A 19,497-nucleotide genomic window follows, 5' to 3' on the forward strand; every position below is an offset into this window, starting at 1 on the left:
TCCCCCTCCCCTTCTTCTCCCCCCCCCCCCCCCCCCCCCTTGCCCCCCCCCCCCCCCCCCCCCCCCCCCCCCCCCCCCCCCCCCCCCCCCCCCCCCCTCCCCCCCCCCCCCCCCCCCCCCCCCCCCCCCCACCGCCTTGGGGGAGCACCCGATGACGACCCGGACCCACGCCGCCCGCGCCGCGGCCCTCGCCGACGCCCGGCTCTACCTCTGCACCGACGCCCGCACCCGCCAGGGCGACCTGCCGCAGTTCCTCGACGCGGTGCTCTCCTGTGGGGTGGACATCGTCCAGCTGCGTGACAAGGGCATGGAGGCGGCCGAGGAGCTGCGCCATCTGGAGACCGTCGCGGACGCCTGCCGCCGCCACGGCACGCTCCTCGCCGTCAACGACCGCGCCGACGTCGCCCACGCCGCCGGCGCCGACGTCCTCCACCTCGGCCAGGGCGACCTCCCGGTGCCCGCCGCCCGCGCCCTCCTCGGCCCGGACGTCCTCATAGGCCGCTCCACGCACGCCGAGGCCGAGGCCGACGCGGCCCTCACCGAGCCGGGCGTGGACTACTTCTGCACCGGACCGTGCTGGCCCACGCCCACCAAACCGGGCCGCCACGCCCCGGGCCTCGGCCTCGTCCGGTACACCGCTGCCCGGGCCCCCGAGCGCCCCTGGTTCGCCATCGGCGGCATCGACGCCGGCAACCTCGACGCGGTCCTCGACGCCGGCGCCCGCCGGATCGTCGTCGTCCGCGCCCTGACCGAGGCGGACGACCCCGCCGCGGCCGCCGCCTCGCTCGCGAAGCGCATACGTGAGCGGACCGCCTGATCCGCCGGACGCCCGGCCCCGCCCGACGGGGCCTGCTCCCGGTGCCCCGGCGGCCCCTGCCCGCCTTCCCGTCCCAGCCCGTGGACGGGAACCAGCCCTATTCCGGCATTCGACCGGAGCCGGTTGGTGCCCGACCCACAGGTGGATAACCTTCCGGTATGGCCCTAGGTACCGCTTCCACCAGGACTGATCGCGCGAGCACCGTCCGCGACCTGCTCGCTTCCGGCAAACAGTCGTACTCGTTCGAGTTCGCCGCCCCGAAGACCGAGAAGGGCGAGCGGACGCTGTGGAACGCCATCCGCCGCATCGAAGCCGTCGCCCCGACCTTCGTCTCCGTGACCTACGGCGCCGGCGGCACCTCCCGTGAGGGCACCGTCCGCGCCACCGAGCGGATCGCCACCGACACCACGCTGACGCCGGTCGCCCACCTCACCGCCGTCAACCATTCCGTGGCCGAACTGCGCAACATCATCGGGCAGTACGCCGACGCGGGCATCCGCAACATGCTCGCGCTCCGCGGCGACCCGCCCGGCGACCCGATGGGCGACTGGGTCCGTCACCCGGAGGGCATCACCTACGCCGCCGAACTGGTCCGCCTGATCAAGGAGTCCGGCGACTTCTGCGTCGGCGTCGCCGCCTTCCCCGAGATGCACCCGCGCTCCACGGACTGGGACACCGACGTCACGCACTTCATCGACAAGTGCCGCGCGGGCGCCGACTTCGCCATCACCCAGATGTTCTTCTACGCCGAGGACTACCTCCGGCTGCGCGACCGCGTCGCCGCCGCCGGATGCTCGACGCCGATCATCCCCGAGATCATGCCCGTCACGAACGTCCGGCAGATCGAGCGGTTCGCCCAACTGAGCAATGCCGCATTCCCACCTGAGCTCGCGGAGCGCATCCTGGCCGTCAAGGACGACCCGTCCGCTGTACGCTCCATTGGCATCGAGTACGCCACGGAACTGTGCGCGCGCTTGAGGGCCGAGGACGTTCCCGGGTTGCACTTCATCACCCTGAACCACTCCACGGCGACCCTGGAGATCTACGAGAATCTGGGGCTGCATCAGCGGCCCTGATCACGGTGCCGCAGCGCGGCGGAAGAGGGGCGTACATGGGCTGGGCGGTCCTCTACATCGCATTCGGTTGCGTCGCGCTGTGGCTGCTGGGCGAGGTCCTCCTCCAGCACAAGGCCCGCCTCCGCTGGCGGCTGCTGGCCTTCACCGGATTCCTCGGTGTGGTGGTGGGCGTGCTCCTCCCGTCGGTGATCGTCATCGCCCTGGGCGCCGCCGCGTTCGCCACCGGCCAGACCTATGTGACCCTCTCCTTCCGCCGCGGCTTCACCACCGGCTGGTCGCTGCGGAAGGCACCGCCGGAGAACAACAACCGGCGCCGCCGGGCCAAGTCCACCGGCCGCCGCCCCGCCCTGCACGTCTCCGACATCGAGGAGACGACCGGCCCCGCCGACACCCCGGACACCCCGGCCGCCCCGGACGGAGCCGACGCCCCCGGCCCGTACGACGCCGCCGCGCCCCACGCCGCCCCCGACGGCTATCCGTCCCACGACGGCTACGGCACCTCCCCGCAGCCCGACCAGGACGGCGGCTGGACCCTCGACGGCCAGGGCGCCGCCCCGGTCTTCGGCGGCCAGGACGGTTACGCCCAGGACGCCTACACCCAGGACGTCTACGCCCCGCAGCCGCTCCCCGACGAGACCGGCCAGTACGGCGTCTACAGTCCCGACGCCCGCTCCGCCCCGCACGGCTCCGACGCCTACGCCCCGGCCTTCGGCCACCAGCCGGCGGACCCCGACCCCTACGGCCACGGCGGCGGTTACGGCCCCGGCGCCCACGACGCCTACGCCGACCCCTACGGTTCCTACGCCGCGTACGGCACCGACCAGGGTGCGGCCCCCGATTCTCACTACGGCGCCCAGCCGTACCCGCCGCACGACCCCTACGCGCCGGTCGATCCGTATGCCCAGCAGCCCTACGGGCCGACGTACGGCACCTCGCTCCAGGACTACGGCGACACCCCGCCCGGCGGGGTCTGGGTGCCGCAACAGCGCGACGGCGTCCACCCGCCCGGCGAACCGCCGTACCCGCCGACCTCGCACCACGGCCACGAGGAACAGCAGTACCGCTACTGACGCCGAGTCAGTTACGGCTGGAACTGCGGTGACATGGCCCCGGACCACGCGGTCCGGGGCCTGTCGTCCGTCTGCCCGGCGGCCTCCCGGAAAGCAGGCGCCACGGGCGTTCGGCGCTGGTACAAAGGTGCTCTCTCCGCGCCGGTGGGGCGCGGGTTCCGCAACAGAGGGGGACGGCCGTGTCCATGAGCACCCGTGCCGTGGTGGAGGAGTTGCTGCGCCGCATCGGCGAGGGCGACCCGGAGCGCATCGCCGAGCTGTACGCCGAGCGCGTCGACTGGAAGCTGGACTGGCCCGAGGCCGAGCACGGCCGCACCGCCACCCCGTGGATCCGTCACCGCACCACCCGCGCCGACGCCGCCGCCCACTACCGCGAACTGGCGGCACACCATGTGCCCGGGCAGGCGGCCACCGAGATCGAACGCCTCCTGGTGGACGGCGCCGACGCCGTCGTGCTCGGCGAGATCCGCCAGACCGCCCGCCCCACGGGCCGCGCCTACCGCGCACGCTTCGCCCTGCATCTCACCGTCGCACACGGCCTGATCACCCGGCACCACGTCTACGAGGACAGCCTCGCCGTGGCCGCGGCGTTCACGACGGACGGGGCGGAGGCGCGCTGAGCTGGCGGCGCGGGCGCGCCGCATACTCCCCGCGCGCGCCTCAGGTCGAGCCGTGCCAGTCGTCGCCGTTGACGATCAGTCCGGCGACGATCGCCCCGGACATCCCGGCGTGCGCCGGGCCGCCGCCCGGGTGCGACCAGCCGCCGACGGCGTAAAGCCCGGGTATCCGGGTGCGGTTGGCGGGGCGCAGGAACCGGCCGCCGCCACCGGCCAGCGCAGGGCCGGGCAGCAGCGCCTCGCCGGTGGGCGGCAGCACCTCGCGCCACAGCAGCCGCTCCCGCAGCCCCGGCACCGCGGCCTCGGCGCGCTCCGACATCCGCTCGGCCAGCGCCTCGGCCGCGTCCGCGGAGAGGCCGCCGGGGCCGGGTGCCGCCACCGTCGCCGTCAGCGTCACCGCCTCATGGGCGTCGTCGGGGCGGGTGGCCGGATCGTCGGGCCGCAGCACCGTCACCGTCGGCGCGGCCGGTGCGCCGCCGCCGAACACCGCGGCCAGCTCCGCCGCGCGGTCGTCGGGGTGCACCACCGTGCGGTGCGCGGTGCCGTCCGGCCGGGCGCCGCGCAGCGCCAGCGCCACCGTCATCCGGGCGGGCACCGGACCCGGCGGCGGACCGGCCGGGGCATCCGACGCCTCCCACGGCGCCCCGCCGGGCACCAGCCCCGCCAGCGCCTGCGGGGTGACCCCGGCGACCACGTGGTCCGCCTCCGTCACCTCGCCGTCGGCCGTGACGACACCCGCCGCCCGGCCGTCCGCCACCACGATCCGCTCGACCGGCGTCCCGAACCGGAACTCCACGCCCCGCTCCACACACCGCGCATGCACCGCGTCCGCCAGCGCCCGCATACCGCCGGCCGGATACCAGGTGCCGAAGGTCTGCTCCATGTACGGCAGCACCGCCGCGCTCGCCGGGACGGCGCGCGGATCGAAGCCGTACGCCATGGCATGGCTCTCCAGCAGGGCGATCAGCCGCGGGTCGGACAGCTCGCGGCGGGCGACCTCCGCGAGCGTCGCGGTCGTCGGGCCCTTGCCCCGGCCGAACAGGCCACGGCGGCGCACCGCCGGATACGGATCGCGCCCCAGCACCTGCCAGTCCGCCCACAGCGGCTCCTCCAGGAGCGGTCTGCGGGTGGCGTCCCAGGCGTCCCGGGCGCGCCCCAGGAAGTCGCTCCAGCGCTCCCCGGCGCCCGCGCCCAGCGCGCCGTCCAGCGCCGCGAGGACGCCGCCGCGCGAGGCGTTCGGCAGCGACACCGCGGTGCCGTCCGGAAAGACATGACGGCTCGCGGGATCGACCTGTGTGAGCGTCAGCACGCTCTCCAGCGGCTCCCGGCCGGTCTTGATGAAGAGATCGCGGTAGACGGCGGGGAGGTGCAGCAGCGCGGGCCCGGTGTCGAACCCGAACCCCTCCCGCTCGAAGCGCCTCAGCGCCCCGCCGTACGTCGCCTCCCGCTCGCAGACCACCACCCGGTGGCCCGCGACGGCCAGCCGCGCGGCGGCCGCCATCGCGCCCGCGCCCGCCCCGATCACCGCAATCCGTGCCATGTCCGCGACTGTATCCGCCGCCACCGACAACGCCCGTACCCCGCCCGCCGGACGGCCTCAGCGCGGTACGGGATCCGCCTCGGTGGCGGCCGCGAGCCGCTTCTCCTCGCGGCGTTCGCGCCGCCGTCGCAGGTAGCGGCGGATCCGCGACCAGAGCAGGATCACCAGCGCCAGCCCGGCCAGCAGCAGCGTGGCGGCGATGACGGCGGCGATGACCGGGTGGAACACCGCGAACGCGATCAGCCCGGCGACCCCGAGGTCCTCGACGACGCTCACCACGATGTTGCTCGCCGGCTCCGGCGAGGTGTTGACCGCGATCCGTGCCCCTGCCTTGACGAGGTGGCTCAGCAGCGCCGTGGAACCGCCGACCGCCCCCGCCGCCAGCTGCGGCAGCGATCCGTCGTGCCCGGCCAGCAGCGCCGCCACGACGCCGCCGGCGACGGGCCGTACGACGGTGTGCACGGCGTCCCAGACGGAGTCCACGTACGGGACCTTGTCGGCGACGGTCTCGAAGAGGAAGAGCACCGCGGCGGCGATCAGCACATCGGGGCGCTGCAGTGCGTCCGGCACCTCGTCGGTGACGCCGGTGGCGCCGAGCAGGCCGAGGAGCAGCACGACGGCGTAGGCGTTGATCCCGCTCGCCCAGCCACTGGTGAACACCAACGGGAGTACGGACATGCCGGAGATCGTAGAGCAGCGTGGGGACGGGGTGCTCACGAGTGAGTACGCGTACTCAGGCGGTGAGATGAGTAGGTACGCGGATGGGCCGCACCCTGCCGGAACGACAGAGTGGGGTGCACCGAAGGGACGCGGCGCCGCACCGCCGGCACGGGGCGGCGGAGCGGCGCGGCATCCCGGACGTGACGGGGGAAGCACGGGGGAAGTACGGGGGATACGGGGGAAGCGCTGCCCTGGTCGGATCGGTGGGGGAACGATCCGCGCCAGGGCAGCGCGCTTTCCGCGTCCGGCCTCCGGGGGACGGCGGTGAACCGCGGTTCACCGGGCGGGACGGTTCCCGGCGACGCACCATGGGGCGCGCGCCACGGGCGGTACGCCCGGCCGACGTCCGCCGGGCAACGGCTCGTTCGGGCCGTGGATCAGCTGCGGTGGCCGCTCACCCGCCCCTGGAGCAGCCGGGACAGCGCCGCGTGCACCTCGTCGAGGGAGCGGTCCGGCTGGTACGACTGCCAGTCCAGCGCCGCCACCAGCACCATGCCGAACAGCGCGGACGCCGTCAGCGGCACATCGATCTCCTCGCTCAGCTCGCCCTCGGCGACGGCCTCCTGGAGTACGTCCTCCACCACGGCCACGGCCCGCTGGCGCACCACCATCAAGGTGGACTGCCAGGCTCTGTTGGTGCGCCACAGTTCGGCCACGTAGAGCTGGGTGAGCGCCGGGTAGCGGGAGATGAAGTCCAGACCGGCGCGGACCATCGCGTCCAGCGCGTCGATGCGGGAGCCGCCGCGGGCGGTCACCTTCTCGGCCGCCTCCTGGAGGGAGGCCGCCAGCAGTTCGATGCCGTGCCGCAGCAGTTCCTCGAAGAGAACGTTCTTGCTCGCGAAGTTGTAGTAGACCGTGCCCTTCGCGACCCCCGCCCGCTCGGCGATCTCGTCCACCGTGGTGGAGGAGAAGCCCTGTTCGGCGATGAGGGTGACCGCGGCGTCGAAGAGCTTGCGCCGGGTGGCGTCGCGGCGTGAGTGGGAGCTGTCCATGCAGGTGATTGTGCCGGTCCGCGACGCCTGCCCGCTCCAGGGCGCGGCCCGGGAGCGACCGGTGGGCGAATTGCCTCCCTGCCGCCGTACTTCTCCGTGAAAGACCAGGTCAGGGCCGATTGTCAGTGGTGTGCCGCACGATGGGGGCAACGGTTCCGAACCGGTTTGCGACGACTGGAGGTTCGTCATGGCAGCTCGTCCCGCAACGGGCAGCTCCGCTGCGTACGGTCCCCCGAGCGATGTCCACCCCGTTCTGCGGCGTTCGGCAGCGCCACCCGCCGCCCTCACCCTGCTCACCCAGGCCCGCCGGGGCCTCAGCGAAGCCGAAACCCTGCAGTCTCCGAACGAGCGCTTCGCCACCGCCCATCTCGCCGCGCTGCGCACCGCCGCCGCGGTGCTGGCCGTCCGCGGCAGGCCCGAGACCACCCCGCACCGGCGCCGCCGTATCCGCAGCGCCTGGGAGGTGTTGCCGGAGGTCGCACCGGAACTGACCGAGTGGAGCGCCCTCTTCGCCGCCGGGGCCGAGCGCCGGGCTCGGGCCGAGGCCGGCATACCCGGCGCGGCCGGCCGACGGGACGCCGACGACCTCATCCGCGCCGCCCTCCACTTCCACCGCCTGGTCGAGCGCATGCTGCTGCTCCAGCCGTCCCTGCCGGATCAGCGGGTGGGGTGAGCGGGAGGGGCGGTACGCGGACCGGGCGCCTGCGTCCGGCCGGGCGGCGGGCGGCACCGCGAGCCCCGCACGGCGTGTGCGGGCGCGGGGCCGTCGCCGCCCGGTGCCTCCCGTCACGGTGCCCGGCCCCGTCCGCCCGGCCCGGGCGTGACGGAAGCCGTGGAAGCCACGGAAGTCGCAGGTGGCGCCGCAGGCCGCGGACGGTGCGCGACGCAATAGGGTGGTGGGCGCCTAGTTGATCTGCCCCTCCGAGGAGCCACCCGCCGTGTCTGACCCGCTGCGCCCGCGCGCATCCCTTCGTACTGCCGTGGTCTGGGAGGTTCTCAAGGACGCCCTGGAGCGCCGGGCCGAGGCTGCCGGGCGCGAAGTCCTCGACGTCCTCGACACCGGCGGCGGCACCGGCAACTTCGCCGTGCCGGTCGCCCGCCTCGGCCACCGCGTCACCGTTGTCGACCCCAGCCCCAACGCTCTGTTCGCCTTGGAGCGCCGGGCCGCCGAGGCGGGCGTCGCCGACCGGGTACGGGCCGTCCAGGGCGACGCCCACGGCCTCTTCGACGTCGTCGAGCGCGGCGGCTACGACGCCGTGCTGTGCCATGGCGTCCTGGAGTACGTCGACGACCCGGCCGAGGGCGTCCGCAACGTCGTCGCCGCGCTGCGCGAGTCCGGCACCCTGAGCCTTCTCGCGGCCGGTCTCGGCGGCGCCGTGCTGGCCCGCGCCCTCGCCGGGCACTTCACCGAGGCCCACCAGGCCCTCATCGACCCGGCCGGACGCTGGGGCGAGGGCGACCCGGTGCCCCGCCGGTTCACCGCCGACCAGCTGTCCGGGCTGGTCACCGGCGCCGGGTTGCAGGTCGGCGCGGTGCACGGGGTGCGGGTCTTCGCCGACCTCGTCCCCGGGGTGCTCGTCGACACCGAGCCCGGGGCGATGGAGGCGCTGCTGAAACTGGAGGCGGCCGCCGCCGAGCAGCCCGCGTTCCACTCGGTCGCCACCCAGCTGCACGTTCTGGGCCGACGCGGCTGATCACCGACCGGTGGCCGACCGCCGGGTGCGGTCGGCCACAGCCCACCCGATCAGCCTCTTCTCCCCGTATGATCGAGGGACGACGTTCCGGCATGACGGATAGGCCGGTGGGGAATGCAGGCAGCATCACCATCGGCCGCCCTGGCGGCCAGGACAGTGGACTGGCGCAGAGGGGCGGGTTTCACGGGGGCGAATCCCTGCCTATCCTGAAAGGGCCGCACCCGGTCGCCCCCGCGACCGACGAGTAGGAGGACTCCGTGCCGCTCTCGGAGCACGAGCAGCGCATGCTCGAGCAGATGGAGCGAGCGCTGTACGCCGAAGATCCCAAGTTCGCGACAGCGCTTGAGGGAAGCGGGCTGCGCACGTACACCCGGCGACGGGTCTACCAAGCGGTCGTCGGCTTTCTGGTCGGTATCGGCCTGCTCATGGCCGGCATGGTCGCCCAGCAGATCTGGATCAGCGTCGTCGGCTTCCTGGTGATGCTCGGCTGCGCCGTCCTCGCCGTGACCGGCTGGCGCAAGGCCCCCAAGCCCGGCGAACAGCGGCCCGGCGCGGCCCCGGGGAAGCGCGGCAGGGCGGGCGGAGCGCCGGCCCGGCGCCAGTCCGGCGGCCGCCGCTCGATGATGAACCGCATCGAGGACCGCTGGCAGCGCCGCCGCGACGAACAGGGCCACTGAGCCCGCACCGTCCCCGGTCCTGAACGGCTCCCGGAGCCGAACACACACTGAGCCCTTGACGGGGCCGTCCGACGCTCGGGCGGCCCCGTCAGTTGCGTTGAGCGTCAGTTGCGTTGAGCCGCTGTCGGCCGTGACGGAACCGGGCGGGGCGGGAGTCTCGGTCGGTGCGGGTGCCGCCCCCTGGGCCGGGTCTGATCCTGCGCCCCGTGCGGAATGCCGGGCCCGCGCGGCGGACCAAGCGGCCACGCGGGCCGGTACACCCGCCTCACCGCCGTACGCCCGGCCCGCCCCGGCGTACGGCGGTTCCGCCCGGCTCAGGGCCGTCGGCCGCCCGGCTGGAGTGCCGTGGTGAGACGGCGTACGGCGGCGGCCGTGCGGCCACCGGCGCGGCGGCGGAATGCCGTCCACCGGGCCGCGTACGCCTTGACCTGCCGGTCCGCGGAGCGGGGCGCCAGGGCCGCATGCCATCGGGCCCCGCGGGACGCCTGCGCGCGCAGCGCGGCACAGACCAGACGGGCGTCCGCGGCCACCTGCGGTGCGGGCCGCGGCCGCGCCGCGTACAGGGACTCCTCGACCGCGCCGGCCACCCGGTGCACGGCCTCGGCGGCCTCGGGCGGCAGCGCGGCGGTGTCGGCCAGCCGGACGGCCGTCCGGCGTGGGGTGAGCGCCTCGTCCGGTGCGATGCCCAGGTCCCGGGCGGTGTCGGTCAGCTCCTGCCAGGCGCCGAGGACGGCCGCCGGGCCCTCGGCCGAGAGCCGCCGGGTCCGGAGCCGGCGCCGCCAGAGCGCCGGGAGCGTGGCCACCGAGAGCAGCAGCAGACCGCCCAGCACGAGGCCGACGGCGCCGAGGACGGACGGGCCGCCGCCCGGCGAGCCCGGATCCTGCGCCGTGGGCGCCGCCGCCGTGCAGCCCGTGGCGCCCGCGCGCTGACCGGGGCCGCAGGTCGGATCCGGCCGCGGGCCGCCGGTCGGCGGCGTGGGCCGGGTCGGCTCCTGCGCGGGGGAGCCCGGCGTGTGGTCCTGGGAGGTGTCCGGCAGGGCGTACTCCGGGACGTTGCCGCGGCTCGGCGTGGGCTCGAAACGCGTCCAGCCGATCCCCTCGAAGTACAGCTCGGGCCAGGCATGGGCGTCCCGCAGGCCGACCGAGGTCGTCCCGTCGGGCTGCTTGGTGCCCGGTGTGAAACCGACGGCGACCCGCGCCGGGATGCCCAGGGTGCGCGCCATCGCGGCCATCGAGAACGAGAAGTGGACGCAGAAGCCCTCCTTCTGCTCCAGGAACCGCGCGATGGCCTTCACACCGCTGCCCGCCTGCACCTCGGTGTCGTAGCGGAAGCCGCCGTCGGTCGCGAACCAGTCCTGGAGCTTGACGGCCTTCGCGTACGGGGTGGCCGCGCCGCGGGTCACCTTGCGGGCCGTCGCCGCGACCACGGGCGGCAGTTCGGCGGGGACCCGTGTGTACTCGCGGCGCAGCGCGGCGGGCGGCGCCGGGGCCTCGGCGAGCTGCCGGGCCGTGGGCCGCACCCGCAGGCTCGCCACCTGGTACTGCAGGCCACGGGTGTTCTGGCCGCGGTCGCCCACCAGGGTGCGGCCCTGCTCCTCGAAGCGCCACCGCCCGGCGATGCCGACCCGGGACGCCGGGAACGGCATCGGCAGCCAGTTCTGGCCGTACCACTCGGCGGTCGAGATCGAGGTGTTGACCTGGGTGGTGGCGACCTCCGGGGAGAGCCCCGCGGGCCGCGGCAGCTGCTCGGGCACATCGGTCACCGTCCGCTCGGACGGCTTCCAGGCCGCGCCGTCGAACTGGTCGAGCGCCACGATCCGCAGATACAGATCGCGGGTGTCGTCCGCCGTGGTGCGGTAGTTGAGGACCTCCTTGTCCTCGGGTTGGTTCAGGCTGTTCTGGAGGGAGACCAGCGGGTTGACGGCCGAGATGGTGCCGCCGCCGGAGCCCCCGTCCCGGCCGCCCGTGCCGAGCAGCCCGGTGCCCAGCGACGGCAGCGCCGCGGGGACGGCGACGGCGACACCGAGCGCCAGCGCGCCGATCCGCCGCCCGTGCCGCACCGGCGCCGGCCCGGACGCCTTCTTCCCGGGACGCGGCCACCACCGGGAGGCCCGGCCGGCCGTGCCGCCGAACACCCGGCCCCACCGCGACAGCCGGTCGCGGCCCTCGGCCAGCAGGAGCAGCAGATAGCCCGCGGCGGCGATCAGGAACCACAGCCGGCCCGTGCCGCCCGTGGTCAGCCCCGCGGCCACCGAGTAGAGCGCCAGCAGCGGCAGCCCGGCGGGCGCGGCGCTGCGGTAGGTGACCGCCAGCGCGTCCACGACCAGGCCGACCAGCGTCACCCCGCCGACCAGCAGCAGCCGGATGCCCGGCGTGAGCGGCGCCGGACTGGCGTACCGGCTCACATCCGCGACCCCGGACTGCCCGAGGCGGACCAGCTCCGCGACGGCGTCCGGGCCCGGCACCACCCCGAGCAGCGCCTGCTCACCCGCGTACAGCGCGGTCAGCGTCAACGCCGCCACCACGACCTGGGCCACGACGACCACCGGCCGGGGCCACGGCAGCAGCCGCGCCCCGGCACCCGCCGCCGTCACCAGCACCACCAGCAGCGCCGCCTGCACCATCCAGCTGACCGGATCGACCAGCGGCACCAGCGCACAGGAAGCGCAGAGCGTCGCCACCGCCGCCCACAGGGCGGGCCCCCGCCCGCTCATCCGCGCCCTCCCGCTCGCCCGGCCCGGCCGCCCGCGGCACGCCCGCCGCCCGGCGCCCCGTCCGCCGCGGCGCGCCGACCGGACGCCCCTCCGCCGTGCTGCCGCCCGCTCATGTCCCGCCTCATGTGCCGCTCCCCGCCCCCGCTGCCGCGCCGTCCGGGTCCGCCGGGGCGTACGCCGCGCCGGCCCGGGGACCATCGGAGGGTATGCCGCCCGTCCCGTCGGCCGCTCGCCACAGCGCGGGCAGCGAGGCGCCCGGCGCCACCGGCAGGGCCGTCCAGCCCGCCTCGCGGAGCATCCGCAGCCGGTCGTCGAGCCTCCCCGGACCGGCGCCGGAGCGGGTCTGCCGGGAGTGCTGGGCCCAGGCGTCGCCGTCCATGACGAAGGCGACCGCGGCCGCGGCGCGCCGCCGCATCCGCGCCGCCGCCTCGACCGCCGCCTCGTCCAGCTCCCCGAAGAAGCCGATCAGCAACCCCTCGCCGCCGCGCAGCGCCTCGTAGGCCGCCGAGAGGTCCGGCTGCCCGGACGGCTCCACCACGGCGAGGACGTCCAGCAACAGCCCGGCCGCCTCACCGGTCTCCGTACCGCCCGGCCCGGCGGCGGTGCCCTCCGGGCCGGGCACCGAGGTGCCGGTGTCCGTCAGCAGCCGTACCGGGAAGCCGCGCTCCAGCAGATGCGTCGCGGTGGACGCGGCGGCCGCCACCGCCCATTCGAACGCCGACTCCGGACCGGTGCCGCGGTGGGCCGCCTCCCGGGTGTCGAGCAGGACCGTGCACCGCGTCCGCCGCGGCTGCTCCTCCCGGCGCACCATCAGCTCGCCATGGCGCGCCGTGGAACGCCAGTGGACGCGGCGCAGATCGTCGCCGTGGCGGTAGCCGCGCGGGATGACGTCGTCCTCGCCCGCCAGCGCCGCCGAACGCCGCCGCCCGTCGCCGAACCCGGCCGTCTCCCCGGCCATCCGCACCGCCGGCAGCGGCTCCGTGCGGGGCACCGCCGTCAGCGTGTCCGCAGCGCCGAAGGCGCAGGTCAGCTCGCACATGCCGAACGGGTCCGCCAACCGCAGCTCCAGCGGCCCGAGCGGGAAGCGCCCCCGCAGGTCCGACCGGACGCGGTACGACACCTCCCGGTACCCGCCCGCCTCGACGCGGTCCAGCACGAACCGCGGCCGCGGCCCGAGCACGTACGGAACCCGGTCCTGGAGCATCAGCACGCCCGTGGGCAGCCGGGAGAGGTTCTCCACCGACAGCCGCACCCGGGCCTCGGCGCCCACCGGCACCCGGGCGGGTGCGAGGGTGCGGTGCGCGGCGACGCGGTGGCGCGTGCGGTGCAGCACCAGGACGCAGACCAGCGGCAGCGCCGCCAGCAGCAGCCCCACCCGCAGCAGATCCGCCTGGCCCAGCAGATACGCGCAGACCGCGGCGGCGACGCCGGCGGCGAGGAACGAACGGCCGCGCGTCGTCAGCCCGGCGAAGGCCGCCCGCAGCCCGCCCCGCCCGGCGGCCTCGCTCCCGTCGGACATCACCGCTCCCGGAGGCCGGGCGGGCGGCGGTCCGGGGCGTCCGCCCGGGCCTGCCGCGCCGGGTCCGGCACCGGGACGCGGTGCAGGATCTCCAGCACGATCTGCTCCGCGCCGCGGCGGTTCAGCTGCGCCTGCGAGGTCGGCAGCAGCCGGTGCGCCAGGACCGGGACGGCCAGCGCCTGCACATCGTCCGGCAGGACGTACTCCCGCCCGGCGAGCGCCGCGGACGCCTTCGCCGCGCGCACCAGGTGCAGCGTCGCCCGCGGGGAGGCGCCCAGCCGCAGATCCGGGTGGGCGCGGGTGGCCGCCACCAGCTCCACGGCGTACCGGCGCACCGCCTCGGCCACATGGACGGCCCGCACCGCCGCGGTCAGCCGGTCCACGTCCTGGGCGCGCGCCACCGGCCGCAGCCCCTCCAGGGGCGATGCCGCGCCGTGCGCGTCGAGCATCCGCAGCTCGGCCGCCGGGCTCGGATAGCCCACGGAGACCCGGGCCATGAAGCGGTCCCGCTGCGCCTCCGGCAGCGGGTAGGTGCCCTCCATCTCGATCGGGTTCTGGGTGGCGACGACCATGAACGGGCTGGGCAGCTCGTACGTCCGCCCGTCCATCGTGACCTGCCGCTCCTCCATGGACTCCAGCAGTGCCGACTGCGTCTTGGGGGAGGCGCGGTTGATCTCGTCGCCGATCACGAACTGGGCGAAGATCGCGCCGGGCTTGAACTCGAACTCCTTGCTCTGCTGGTCGAAGACGCCGACACCGGTGATGTCGGACGGCAGCAGATCCGGGGTGAATTGGATGCGCCGCACCGAACAGTCCAGGGACCGCGCCAGCGCCTTGGCCAGCATCGTCTTGCCGACGCCCGGCACGTCCTCGATGAGCAGGTGCCCCTCGGCGAGCAGCACCGTGAGCGCCAGCCGTACGACCTCCGGCTTGCCCTCGATGACACCTTCGACCGACCGCTGCACCCGTTCGGCAGTGGTGGTCACATCAACGAGGCTCGCTCGCTCGTCATACGTCGTCACCGGCCCTCCTCGGCCCTTCCCCGTGCCCGCGCTGAACAGAGGATTCCTCATCACCGGACCGGCGCCTTCCGTACGGCCCGGCCCGCCCCCGGATGCGGCGTCGCACCCGGCCGGAGCCGCGGCGACGCCACCCCCGCATTCTCACCGCCGCGCGCACTCCGCGTCATGGCCTGTGGACAACTGACGGCGTTTCGCCCCGGCGGGTGACGCCGGCCCACCCGCATCCGGGCAGCACGAAGCCGGGCACGGGACACGGGTCCCGCACCCGGCGGTGGTGCGAGGTCAGCGCTGGGGGGAGATCTCCCGCAGCAGACCGGTGGTGACGTCGAAGACGAAGCCGCGGACGTCGTCCTTGTGCAGCAGGAACGGCGAGGTGCGCACCCGCTCCATCGACTGGCGGACGTCCTCGTCGAGGTCCTTGAACGCCTCGACCGCCCAGGTGGGACGCTGGCCGACCTCGGCCGCCAGATCGTGGCGGAAGTCCTCGGTGAGGCCCAGCAGACCGCAGTCGGTGTGGTGGATGAGCACCACCGAACGGGTGCCCAGCGCGCGCTGGCTGATGGTCAGGGAACGGATGATGTCGTCGGTGACCACACCGCCCGCGTTACGGATGGTGTGGCAGTCACCCAGCTCCAGACCGAGCGCCGCGTGCAGGTCGAGGCGGGCGTCCATGCAGGCCACGACGGCGACTTTGAGGACCGGCCGGGCATCCATGCCGGGGTCGCCGAACGCTTCGGCGTACTCCGCGTTCGCCGCGACGAGGCGGTCGGTGACGGTGGTCCCGGCGGGCGTGGTGCCGTCGGCGGCCGGGGAGGGCGACTGTGAGGCAGATATGGACATGGCCTCACGGTAGCGCCGGCGGCCGGATCCGGCCGCACCTGGGCGTGGTCACAGCGCCCAACCTCACCCCTTGTGACGTAATCCACATGGAGCGTTACGGTGCCCCCGTTCGGGTGGGCGATGGCCCGAACAGCCGCTCCGGGACGCGCGGAACCGGTTGATTGACCGGGGAAGGCGGTGGACTAAAGTGGCGCGAAGTGGGAGGCGTGACGCTCTCCTCGGTCCCCGAAGCCCTCGCGTGTCCACCACACGTGCGGCTCGGCCTCCTCCCGCTCCAGCGGCCTTCCGGCGCCAATTCCCGTCGCCGGAGAGCCACTTCCCCTTCAGAGCGGGCGGGGACCAAGCGGTACGTGCGGCACCCCGCCAGCGGCCGGGGACCCACCTGCCGCTCACCCATCGGAAGGCTTATGAGCGAGCGCAGCGAGCGAATCAGAAAGAGGTGCGCCCGCCCCGGATGCGGGTCCGCCCGGCGAAGCGAGGTCCGCGCATGAGCGGCAACACTCGCCACGTCCCCGTCATGCTCCGGCGCTGCCTGGACCTGCTCGCCCCCGCCCTCGCCGAGCCGGGCGCCGTCGTCGTCGACTGCACCCTCGGCCTCGGCGGCCACAGCGAGGCGCTGCTCGCCACCTTCCCCGCCGCCCGGCTCATCGCCCTCGACCGCGACCCCTCCGCGCTGCGCCTGGCCGGCGAGCGGCTCGCCCCGTACGGCGACCGCGCCACCCTGGTGCACGCCGTCTACGACGAACTCCCCGAGGTCCTCGACCGCCTCGGCGTGCCCAAGGTCCAGGGCGTCCTCTTCGACCTCGGCGTCTCCTCCATGCAGCTCGACGAGGCCGACCGCGGCTTCGCGTACGCCCAGGACGCGCCGCTGGACATGCGGATGGACCAGACGACCGGCATCAGCGCCGCCGACGTCCTCAACACCTACGCCCCCGGGGAGCTGGTGCGGATCCTGCGCTCCTACGGGGAGGAGAAGCAGGCCAAGCGGATCGTCGAGGCGGTGGTGCGCGAGCGGGCGAAGGAGCCGTTCCACCACAGCGCCCGGCTGGTCGAGCTGATCCGTGAGGCGCTGCCGCAGGCCGCCAAGCGGCACGGCGGCAACCCCGCCAAGCGCACCTTCCAGGCGCTGCGCATCGAGGTCAACGGCGAGCTGGCGAGCGTGGAGCGGGCCGTGCCCGCCGCGGTCAAGGCGCTGGCGGTCGGCGGCCGGATCGCGGTCCTCGCCTACCACTCGCTGGAGGACCGGATCGTCAAGCAGGTCTTCGCCGCCGGTGCCGCCAACACCGCGCCGCCCGGCCTGCCCGTCGTCCCCGAGCAGTACCAGCCGCGGCTGAAACTGCTCACCCGGGGCGCCGAACTCCCCACGGAGGAAGAGGTCGCCGAGAACCGGCGGGCGGCCCCGGCCCGGCTGCGCGGTGCCGAACGCATCCGTGAGGACATCGCGTGACCCCCCGGGGGCGTTCGCCGAAGGGGCCTTCCCGTCTCGCGGCGCTGTTCCCCGGCGGGAGCAGTTCCGCCGCGCGAACGCCCTTCGTCCTGCTGGTCGTCGTCCTCCTCGGCTCCGGGCTGCTCGCCCTGCTGCTGCTCAACTCCGCGCTCAACCAGGGCTCGTTCGAACTGAGCCGGCTGGAGAAGCGGACCGACGAACTCACCGACGACCAGCAGGAGCTCCAGCAGGAGGTGGACGCGGTCTCCGCGCCGGGCGCCCTCGAACGGCGCGCCCGGCGGCTGGGCATGGTGCCGGGCGGCAACCCGGCCTTCCTCGCCCCGGACGGCACGGTCCGCGGCAGGCCCAGCGAGGCGACCGAGGAGCCGCACCCGCAGCACGCCCCGGCCGGTCCGTCGCTCCCCGGGGCGCTCGGCGGCGCCTCGCCGGGTGCGACGGCCTCCCCGGACGCCGCCGCACCCGGTGCGTCCGGCGCCCCGTCCCCGGGCGCCGCCGGTGCCCCCGCGCCGACCGCCACGCCCCGCCCGCCCGGCTCACCCGCCCCGGACGGCCGTGCGGCACCGGCCGCTCCGCCGCCCGCCGCGACCGCCCCCGCCCCGACGACCTCCGGCAGGTGAACCCGGTGACGTACCAGGCCCCCCAGCCGTACGACGCAGGAGACCCGCGGCCCCCGGCGGCCACGGGCACCGGCGTCCCGCACCGGAGGGCCGTGTCATGACCGCGCCCAAGGACCCCCGGCGCCGTGTCCCGCGCCCCGCGCAGAGCGGCGGCGCCCGCCGCCCCGCCCCGAAGAGCGGCCGCCCGGCGCCGAAGAACGGCCGCGCCGCCGCGGGCCGCCCCCCGGCCGGCCGCCGCCCCGCCAAGGCCGCGCCGCCGCGGCGCCCCGCCCGGCCGCGCCCGGCCCCGCGGCCCGCGCCCGCGCTCCGGCTGGGCAGCCCGCGGCCCCGGCTGCGGCTGGTCGCCCTCGCGCTGACGCTGGTGATGCTGGTCTTCGTCGTCCGCCTCTTCCAGGTGCAGGCCGTCGACGCCGCCGCGTACGCCGCCAAGGCCAACGTCAACCGCTACGTCCCGGTGACCCTGGCCGCCGAGCGCGGCGCCATCACCGACCGCTCGGGCACCGACCTCGCCACCACCGTCGACGCGTACGACATCACCGCCGACCCCAGCCTGCTGGCGCCCGACAAGACCAAGATCGGGGACGCCCCGCAGCGGGCCGCCGCGCTGCTCGCGCCGGTCCTCGGCGAGGACCGCGCCACCCTCGCCACCAAGCTGTCCAAGCCCTCCTCCCGGTACGTCGTCCTCGCCCGGCAGCAGACCCCGCAGGTCTGGAAGAAGATCAAGGACATGCGGGCGGAGCAGGACAAGAAGGCGGCCGCCGCGCCGAAGAAGGCGCCCGCCCCCAACGTCCTCGTCGGCATCTTCGCCGACAAGCACAGCAAGCGCGTCTACCCCAACGACGCCCTCGCCGCCGGCGTCCTCGGCTTCGTCAACAGCGAGGGCAGGGGCGGCGGCGGCCTGGAGGCCCAGCTGAACAAGGAGCTGGCGGGCAAGGACGGCAAGCTCGTCTACGCCCAGTCCGGCGGCCGCCGGGTGCCCACCGCCGACACCCAGGAACACCCCGCCGTCCCCGGCACCGACGTCCGTCTCACCCTGGACCGCGACATCCAGTGGGAGGCGCAGAAGGCCATCACCGAGCAGGTCACCAAGTCCAAGGCCGACCGCGGCTACGTCGTCGTCCAGGACACCCGCACCGGCCAGATCCTCGCCCTCGCCAACGCCCCCGGCTTCGACCCCAACCACCTCGACCGGGCCGACCCCGAGGCCCTCGGCAACGCCGCCCTCACCGACGCCTTCGAACCGGGCTCCACCAGCAAGCTCATGTCGATGGCCGCCGTCCTGGAGGAGGGCGCCGCCACCCCCGCGACCCGCGTCACCGTCCCCAACCGGCTGCACCGCGGCGACCGGCTCTTCGCCGACGACATCGACCACGACACCTGGCACCTGACGCTCAACGGCGTCCTCGCCAAGTCCAGCAACATCGGCACCATCCTCGCCACCGGCCAGCTCGGGAAGACCCAGCCCGAGGCCAACCGGGTGCTCCACTCGTACCTCGACAAGTTCGGCATCGGCCGCCCCACCGGGCTCAACTTCCCCGGCGAGACCGACGGCATCCTGGCCAAGCCGAAGGACTGGAACACTTCGCAGCAGTACACGATCCCGTTCGGCCAGGGCCTCTCCCTCAACGCCGTCCAGGCCGCCTCCGTGTACTCCACCATCGCCAACGGCGGCGAGCGCATCGCGCCGACCCTCGTCCGCGGCACCACCGGACCCGACGGCCACTACCGCCCGGCGCCCGCCCCCGAGAAGAACCGCGTGGTGAGCGCCAAGACCGCCCGGCAGCTCGCCACCATGCTCGAATCCGTCGTCGACGACCGCGAGGGCACCGGCGCCGCCGCGAAGATCGACGGCTACCGCGTGGGCGGCAAGACCGGCACCTCCAACCGGGTGGATCCCAAGACCGGCCGCTACCACGGCTACACCGCCTCCTTCGCCGGTTTCGCCCCCGCCGACACCCCCCGCATCACCGTCTACTGCGCGGTCCAGAACCCCACCAAGGGCAGCTATTTCGGCGGCCAGGTCTGCGGCCCCGTCTACCAGCAGGTGATGAAGTTCGCGCTCAAAACCCTGCAGGTCCCGCCCAGCGGCAGCGCGTCCCCGAGGCTGCCCGTCACCTTCACGCCAGGCGACTGAA

Annotated in this window: 17 protein-coding genes; 10 read left to right on the forward strand and 7 right to left on the reverse strand. The window is 75.1% G+C overall.

Features of this window, described 5'->3' with window-relative positions:
• Positions 1 to 151: 151 nt before the first annotated feature.
• The 4 genes from thiE to ACZ4U4_RS30100 all read left to right on the forward strand — a co-directional run bounded on the left by thiE (position 152) and on the right by ACZ4U4_RS30100 (position 3,583).
• Positions 152 to 817: a thiamine phosphate synthase gene (gene thiE, locus ACZ4U4_RS30085; RefSeq protein ID WP_467880858.1), complete on the forward strand. Its 666-nt coding sequence runs from the start codon at positions 152 to 154 to the stop codon at positions 815 to 817.
• A gap of 158 nt (positions 818 to 975) precedes the next feature.
• The gene (gene metF, locus ACZ4U4_RS30090) at positions 976 to 1,893 is read left to right on the forward strand and encodes a methylenetetrahydrofolate reductase [NAD(P)H] (RefSeq protein ID WP_467880860.1); all 918 of its coding nucleotides are present in this window, start codon (positions 976 to 978) and stop codon (positions 1,891 to 1,893) included.
• Positions 1,894 to 1,928: 35 nt separating this feature from the next.
• Positions 1,929 to 2,963: a hypothetical protein gene (locus ACZ4U4_RS30095; protein WP_467880863.1), complete on the forward strand. Its 1,035-nt coding sequence runs from the start codon at positions 1,929 to 1,931 to the stop codon at positions 2,961 to 2,963.
• 185 nt (positions 2,964 to 3,148) lie between these two features.
• Positions 3,149 to 3,583, forward strand: coding sequence for a nuclear transport factor 2 family protein (locus tag ACZ4U4_RS30100; RefSeq protein WP_467880866.1), 435 nt, complete (start codon positions 3,149 to 3,151; stop codon positions 3,581 to 3,583).
• A gap of 40 nt (positions 3,584 to 3,623) precedes the next feature.
• On the opposite strand, the gene ACZ4U4_RS30105 is transcribed toward ACZ4U4_RS30100, so the two are convergent.
• The 3 genes from ACZ4U4_RS30105 to ACZ4U4_RS30115 form a co-directional block, all read right to left on the reverse strand.
• Positions 3,624 to 5,120, reverse strand: coding sequence for a phytoene desaturase family protein (locus ACZ4U4_RS30105; protein WP_467880868.1), 1,497 nt, complete (start codon positions 5,118 to 5,120; stop codon positions 3,624 to 3,626).
• Positions 5,121 to 5,177: 57 nt separating this feature from the next.
• On the reverse strand, positions 5,178 to 5,798 hold the full coding sequence (locus ACZ4U4_RS30110) for a DUF4126 domain-containing protein (RefSeq protein WP_467880871.1): 621 nt from the start codon (positions 5,796 to 5,798) through the stop codon (positions 5,178 to 5,180).
• A 419-nt stretch (positions 5,799 to 6,217) separates the two neighbouring features.
• A complete protein-coding gene (locus tag ACZ4U4_RS30115) occupies positions 6,218 to 6,832 on the reverse strand; it encodes a TetR/AcrR family transcriptional regulator (RefSeq protein ID WP_467880873.1) in 615 nt (204 codons plus the stop codon).
• A 187-nt stretch (positions 6,833 to 7,019) separates the two neighbouring features.
• On the opposite strand from ACZ4U4_RS30115, the gene ACZ4U4_RS30120 reads away from it, so the two are divergent.
• The 3 genes from ACZ4U4_RS30120 to ACZ4U4_RS30130 all read left to right on the forward strand — a co-directional run bounded on the left by ACZ4U4_RS30120 (position 7,020) and on the right by ACZ4U4_RS30130 (position 9,203).
• Complete coding sequence (locus tag ACZ4U4_RS30120) at positions 7,020 to 7,505, forward strand: SAV_6107 family HEPN domain-containing protein (protein WP_467880876.1); 486 nt, start codon at positions 7,020 to 7,022, stop codon at positions 7,503 to 7,505.
• Positions 7,506 to 7,770: 265 nt separating this feature from the next.
• On the forward strand, positions 7,771 to 8,526 hold the full coding sequence (locus ACZ4U4_RS30125) for a class I SAM-dependent methyltransferase (protein WP_467880879.1): 756 nt from the start codon (positions 7,771 to 7,773) through the stop codon (positions 8,524 to 8,526).
• Positions 8,527 to 8,783: 257 nt separating this feature from the next.
• Complete coding sequence (locus ACZ4U4_RS30130) at positions 8,784 to 9,203, forward strand: DUF3040 domain-containing protein (RefSeq protein WP_467880882.1); 420 nt, start codon at positions 8,784 to 8,786, stop codon at positions 9,201 to 9,203.
• Positions 9,204 to 9,517: 314 nt separating this feature from the next.
• Here the strand turns inward: ACZ4U4_RS30130 and ACZ4U4_RS30135 are convergent, their stop codons facing one another.
• From ACZ4U4_RS30135 to ACZ4U4_RS30150, 4 genes are all read right to left on the reverse strand, one after another.
• Complete coding sequence (locus ACZ4U4_RS30135) at positions 9,518 to 11,917, reverse strand: transglutaminase TgpA family protein (protein ID WP_467880885.1); 2,400 nt, start codon at positions 11,915 to 11,917, stop codon at positions 9,518 to 9,520.
• A 121-nt stretch (positions 11,918 to 12,038) separates the two neighbouring features.
• Positions 12,039 to 13,436, reverse strand: a complete 1,398-nt coding sequence (locus tag ACZ4U4_RS30140) for a DUF58 domain-containing protein (protein ID WP_467880888.1) — start codon at positions 13,434 to 13,436, stop codon at positions 12,039 to 12,041.
• Positions 13,436 to 14,458 carry an AAA family ATPase gene (locus tag ACZ4U4_RS30145; protein WP_467880891.1) on the reverse strand — a complete coding sequence of 341 codons (1,023 nt, stop codon included), beginning with the start codon at positions 14,456 to 14,458 and terminating at the stop codon, positions 13,436 to 13,438. Before ACZ4U4_RS30145 ends, ACZ4U4_RS30140 begins: the two co-directional genes overlap by 1 nt.
• A gap of 282 nt (positions 14,459 to 14,740) precedes the next feature.
• Positions 14,741 to 15,298 (reverse strand): beta-class carbonic anhydrase, encoded by a 558-nt coding sequence (locus tag ACZ4U4_RS30150; protein WP_467880894.1) that lies wholly within the window; start codon positions 15,296 to 15,298, stop codon positions 14,741 to 14,743.
• 487 nt (positions 15,299 to 15,785) lie between these two features.
• Here ACZ4U4_RS30150 and rsmH point away from each other — a divergent pair, with 487 nt between their 5' ends.
• From rsmH to ACZ4U4_RS30165, 3 genes are all read left to right on the forward strand, one after another.
• Positions 15,786 to 16,745 carry a 16S rRNA (cytosine(1402)-N(4))-methyltransferase RsmH gene (rsmH, locus tag ACZ4U4_RS30155; protein ID WP_467880897.1) on the forward strand — a complete coding sequence of 320 codons (960 nt, stop codon included), beginning with the start codon at positions 15,786 to 15,788 and terminating at the stop codon, positions 16,743 to 16,745.
• On the forward strand, positions 16,742 to 17,362 hold the full coding sequence (gene ftsL, locus ACZ4U4_RS30160) for a cell division protein FtsL (RefSeq protein WP_467880900.1): 621 nt from the start codon (positions 16,742 to 16,744) through the stop codon (positions 17,360 to 17,362). The genes rsmH and ftsL overlap by 4 nt, the downstream gene beginning before the upstream one ends.
• Before the next feature lie 97 nt (positions 17,363 to 17,459).
• A complete protein-coding gene (locus tag ACZ4U4_RS30165) occupies positions 17,460 to 19,496 on the forward strand; it encodes a peptidoglycan D,D-transpeptidase FtsI family protein (RefSeq protein WP_467880902.1) in 2,037 nt (678 codons plus the stop codon).
• Position 19,497 lies beyond the last annotated feature (1 nt).

The organism is Streptomyces sp. NPDC029159 (assembly GCF_055564055.1).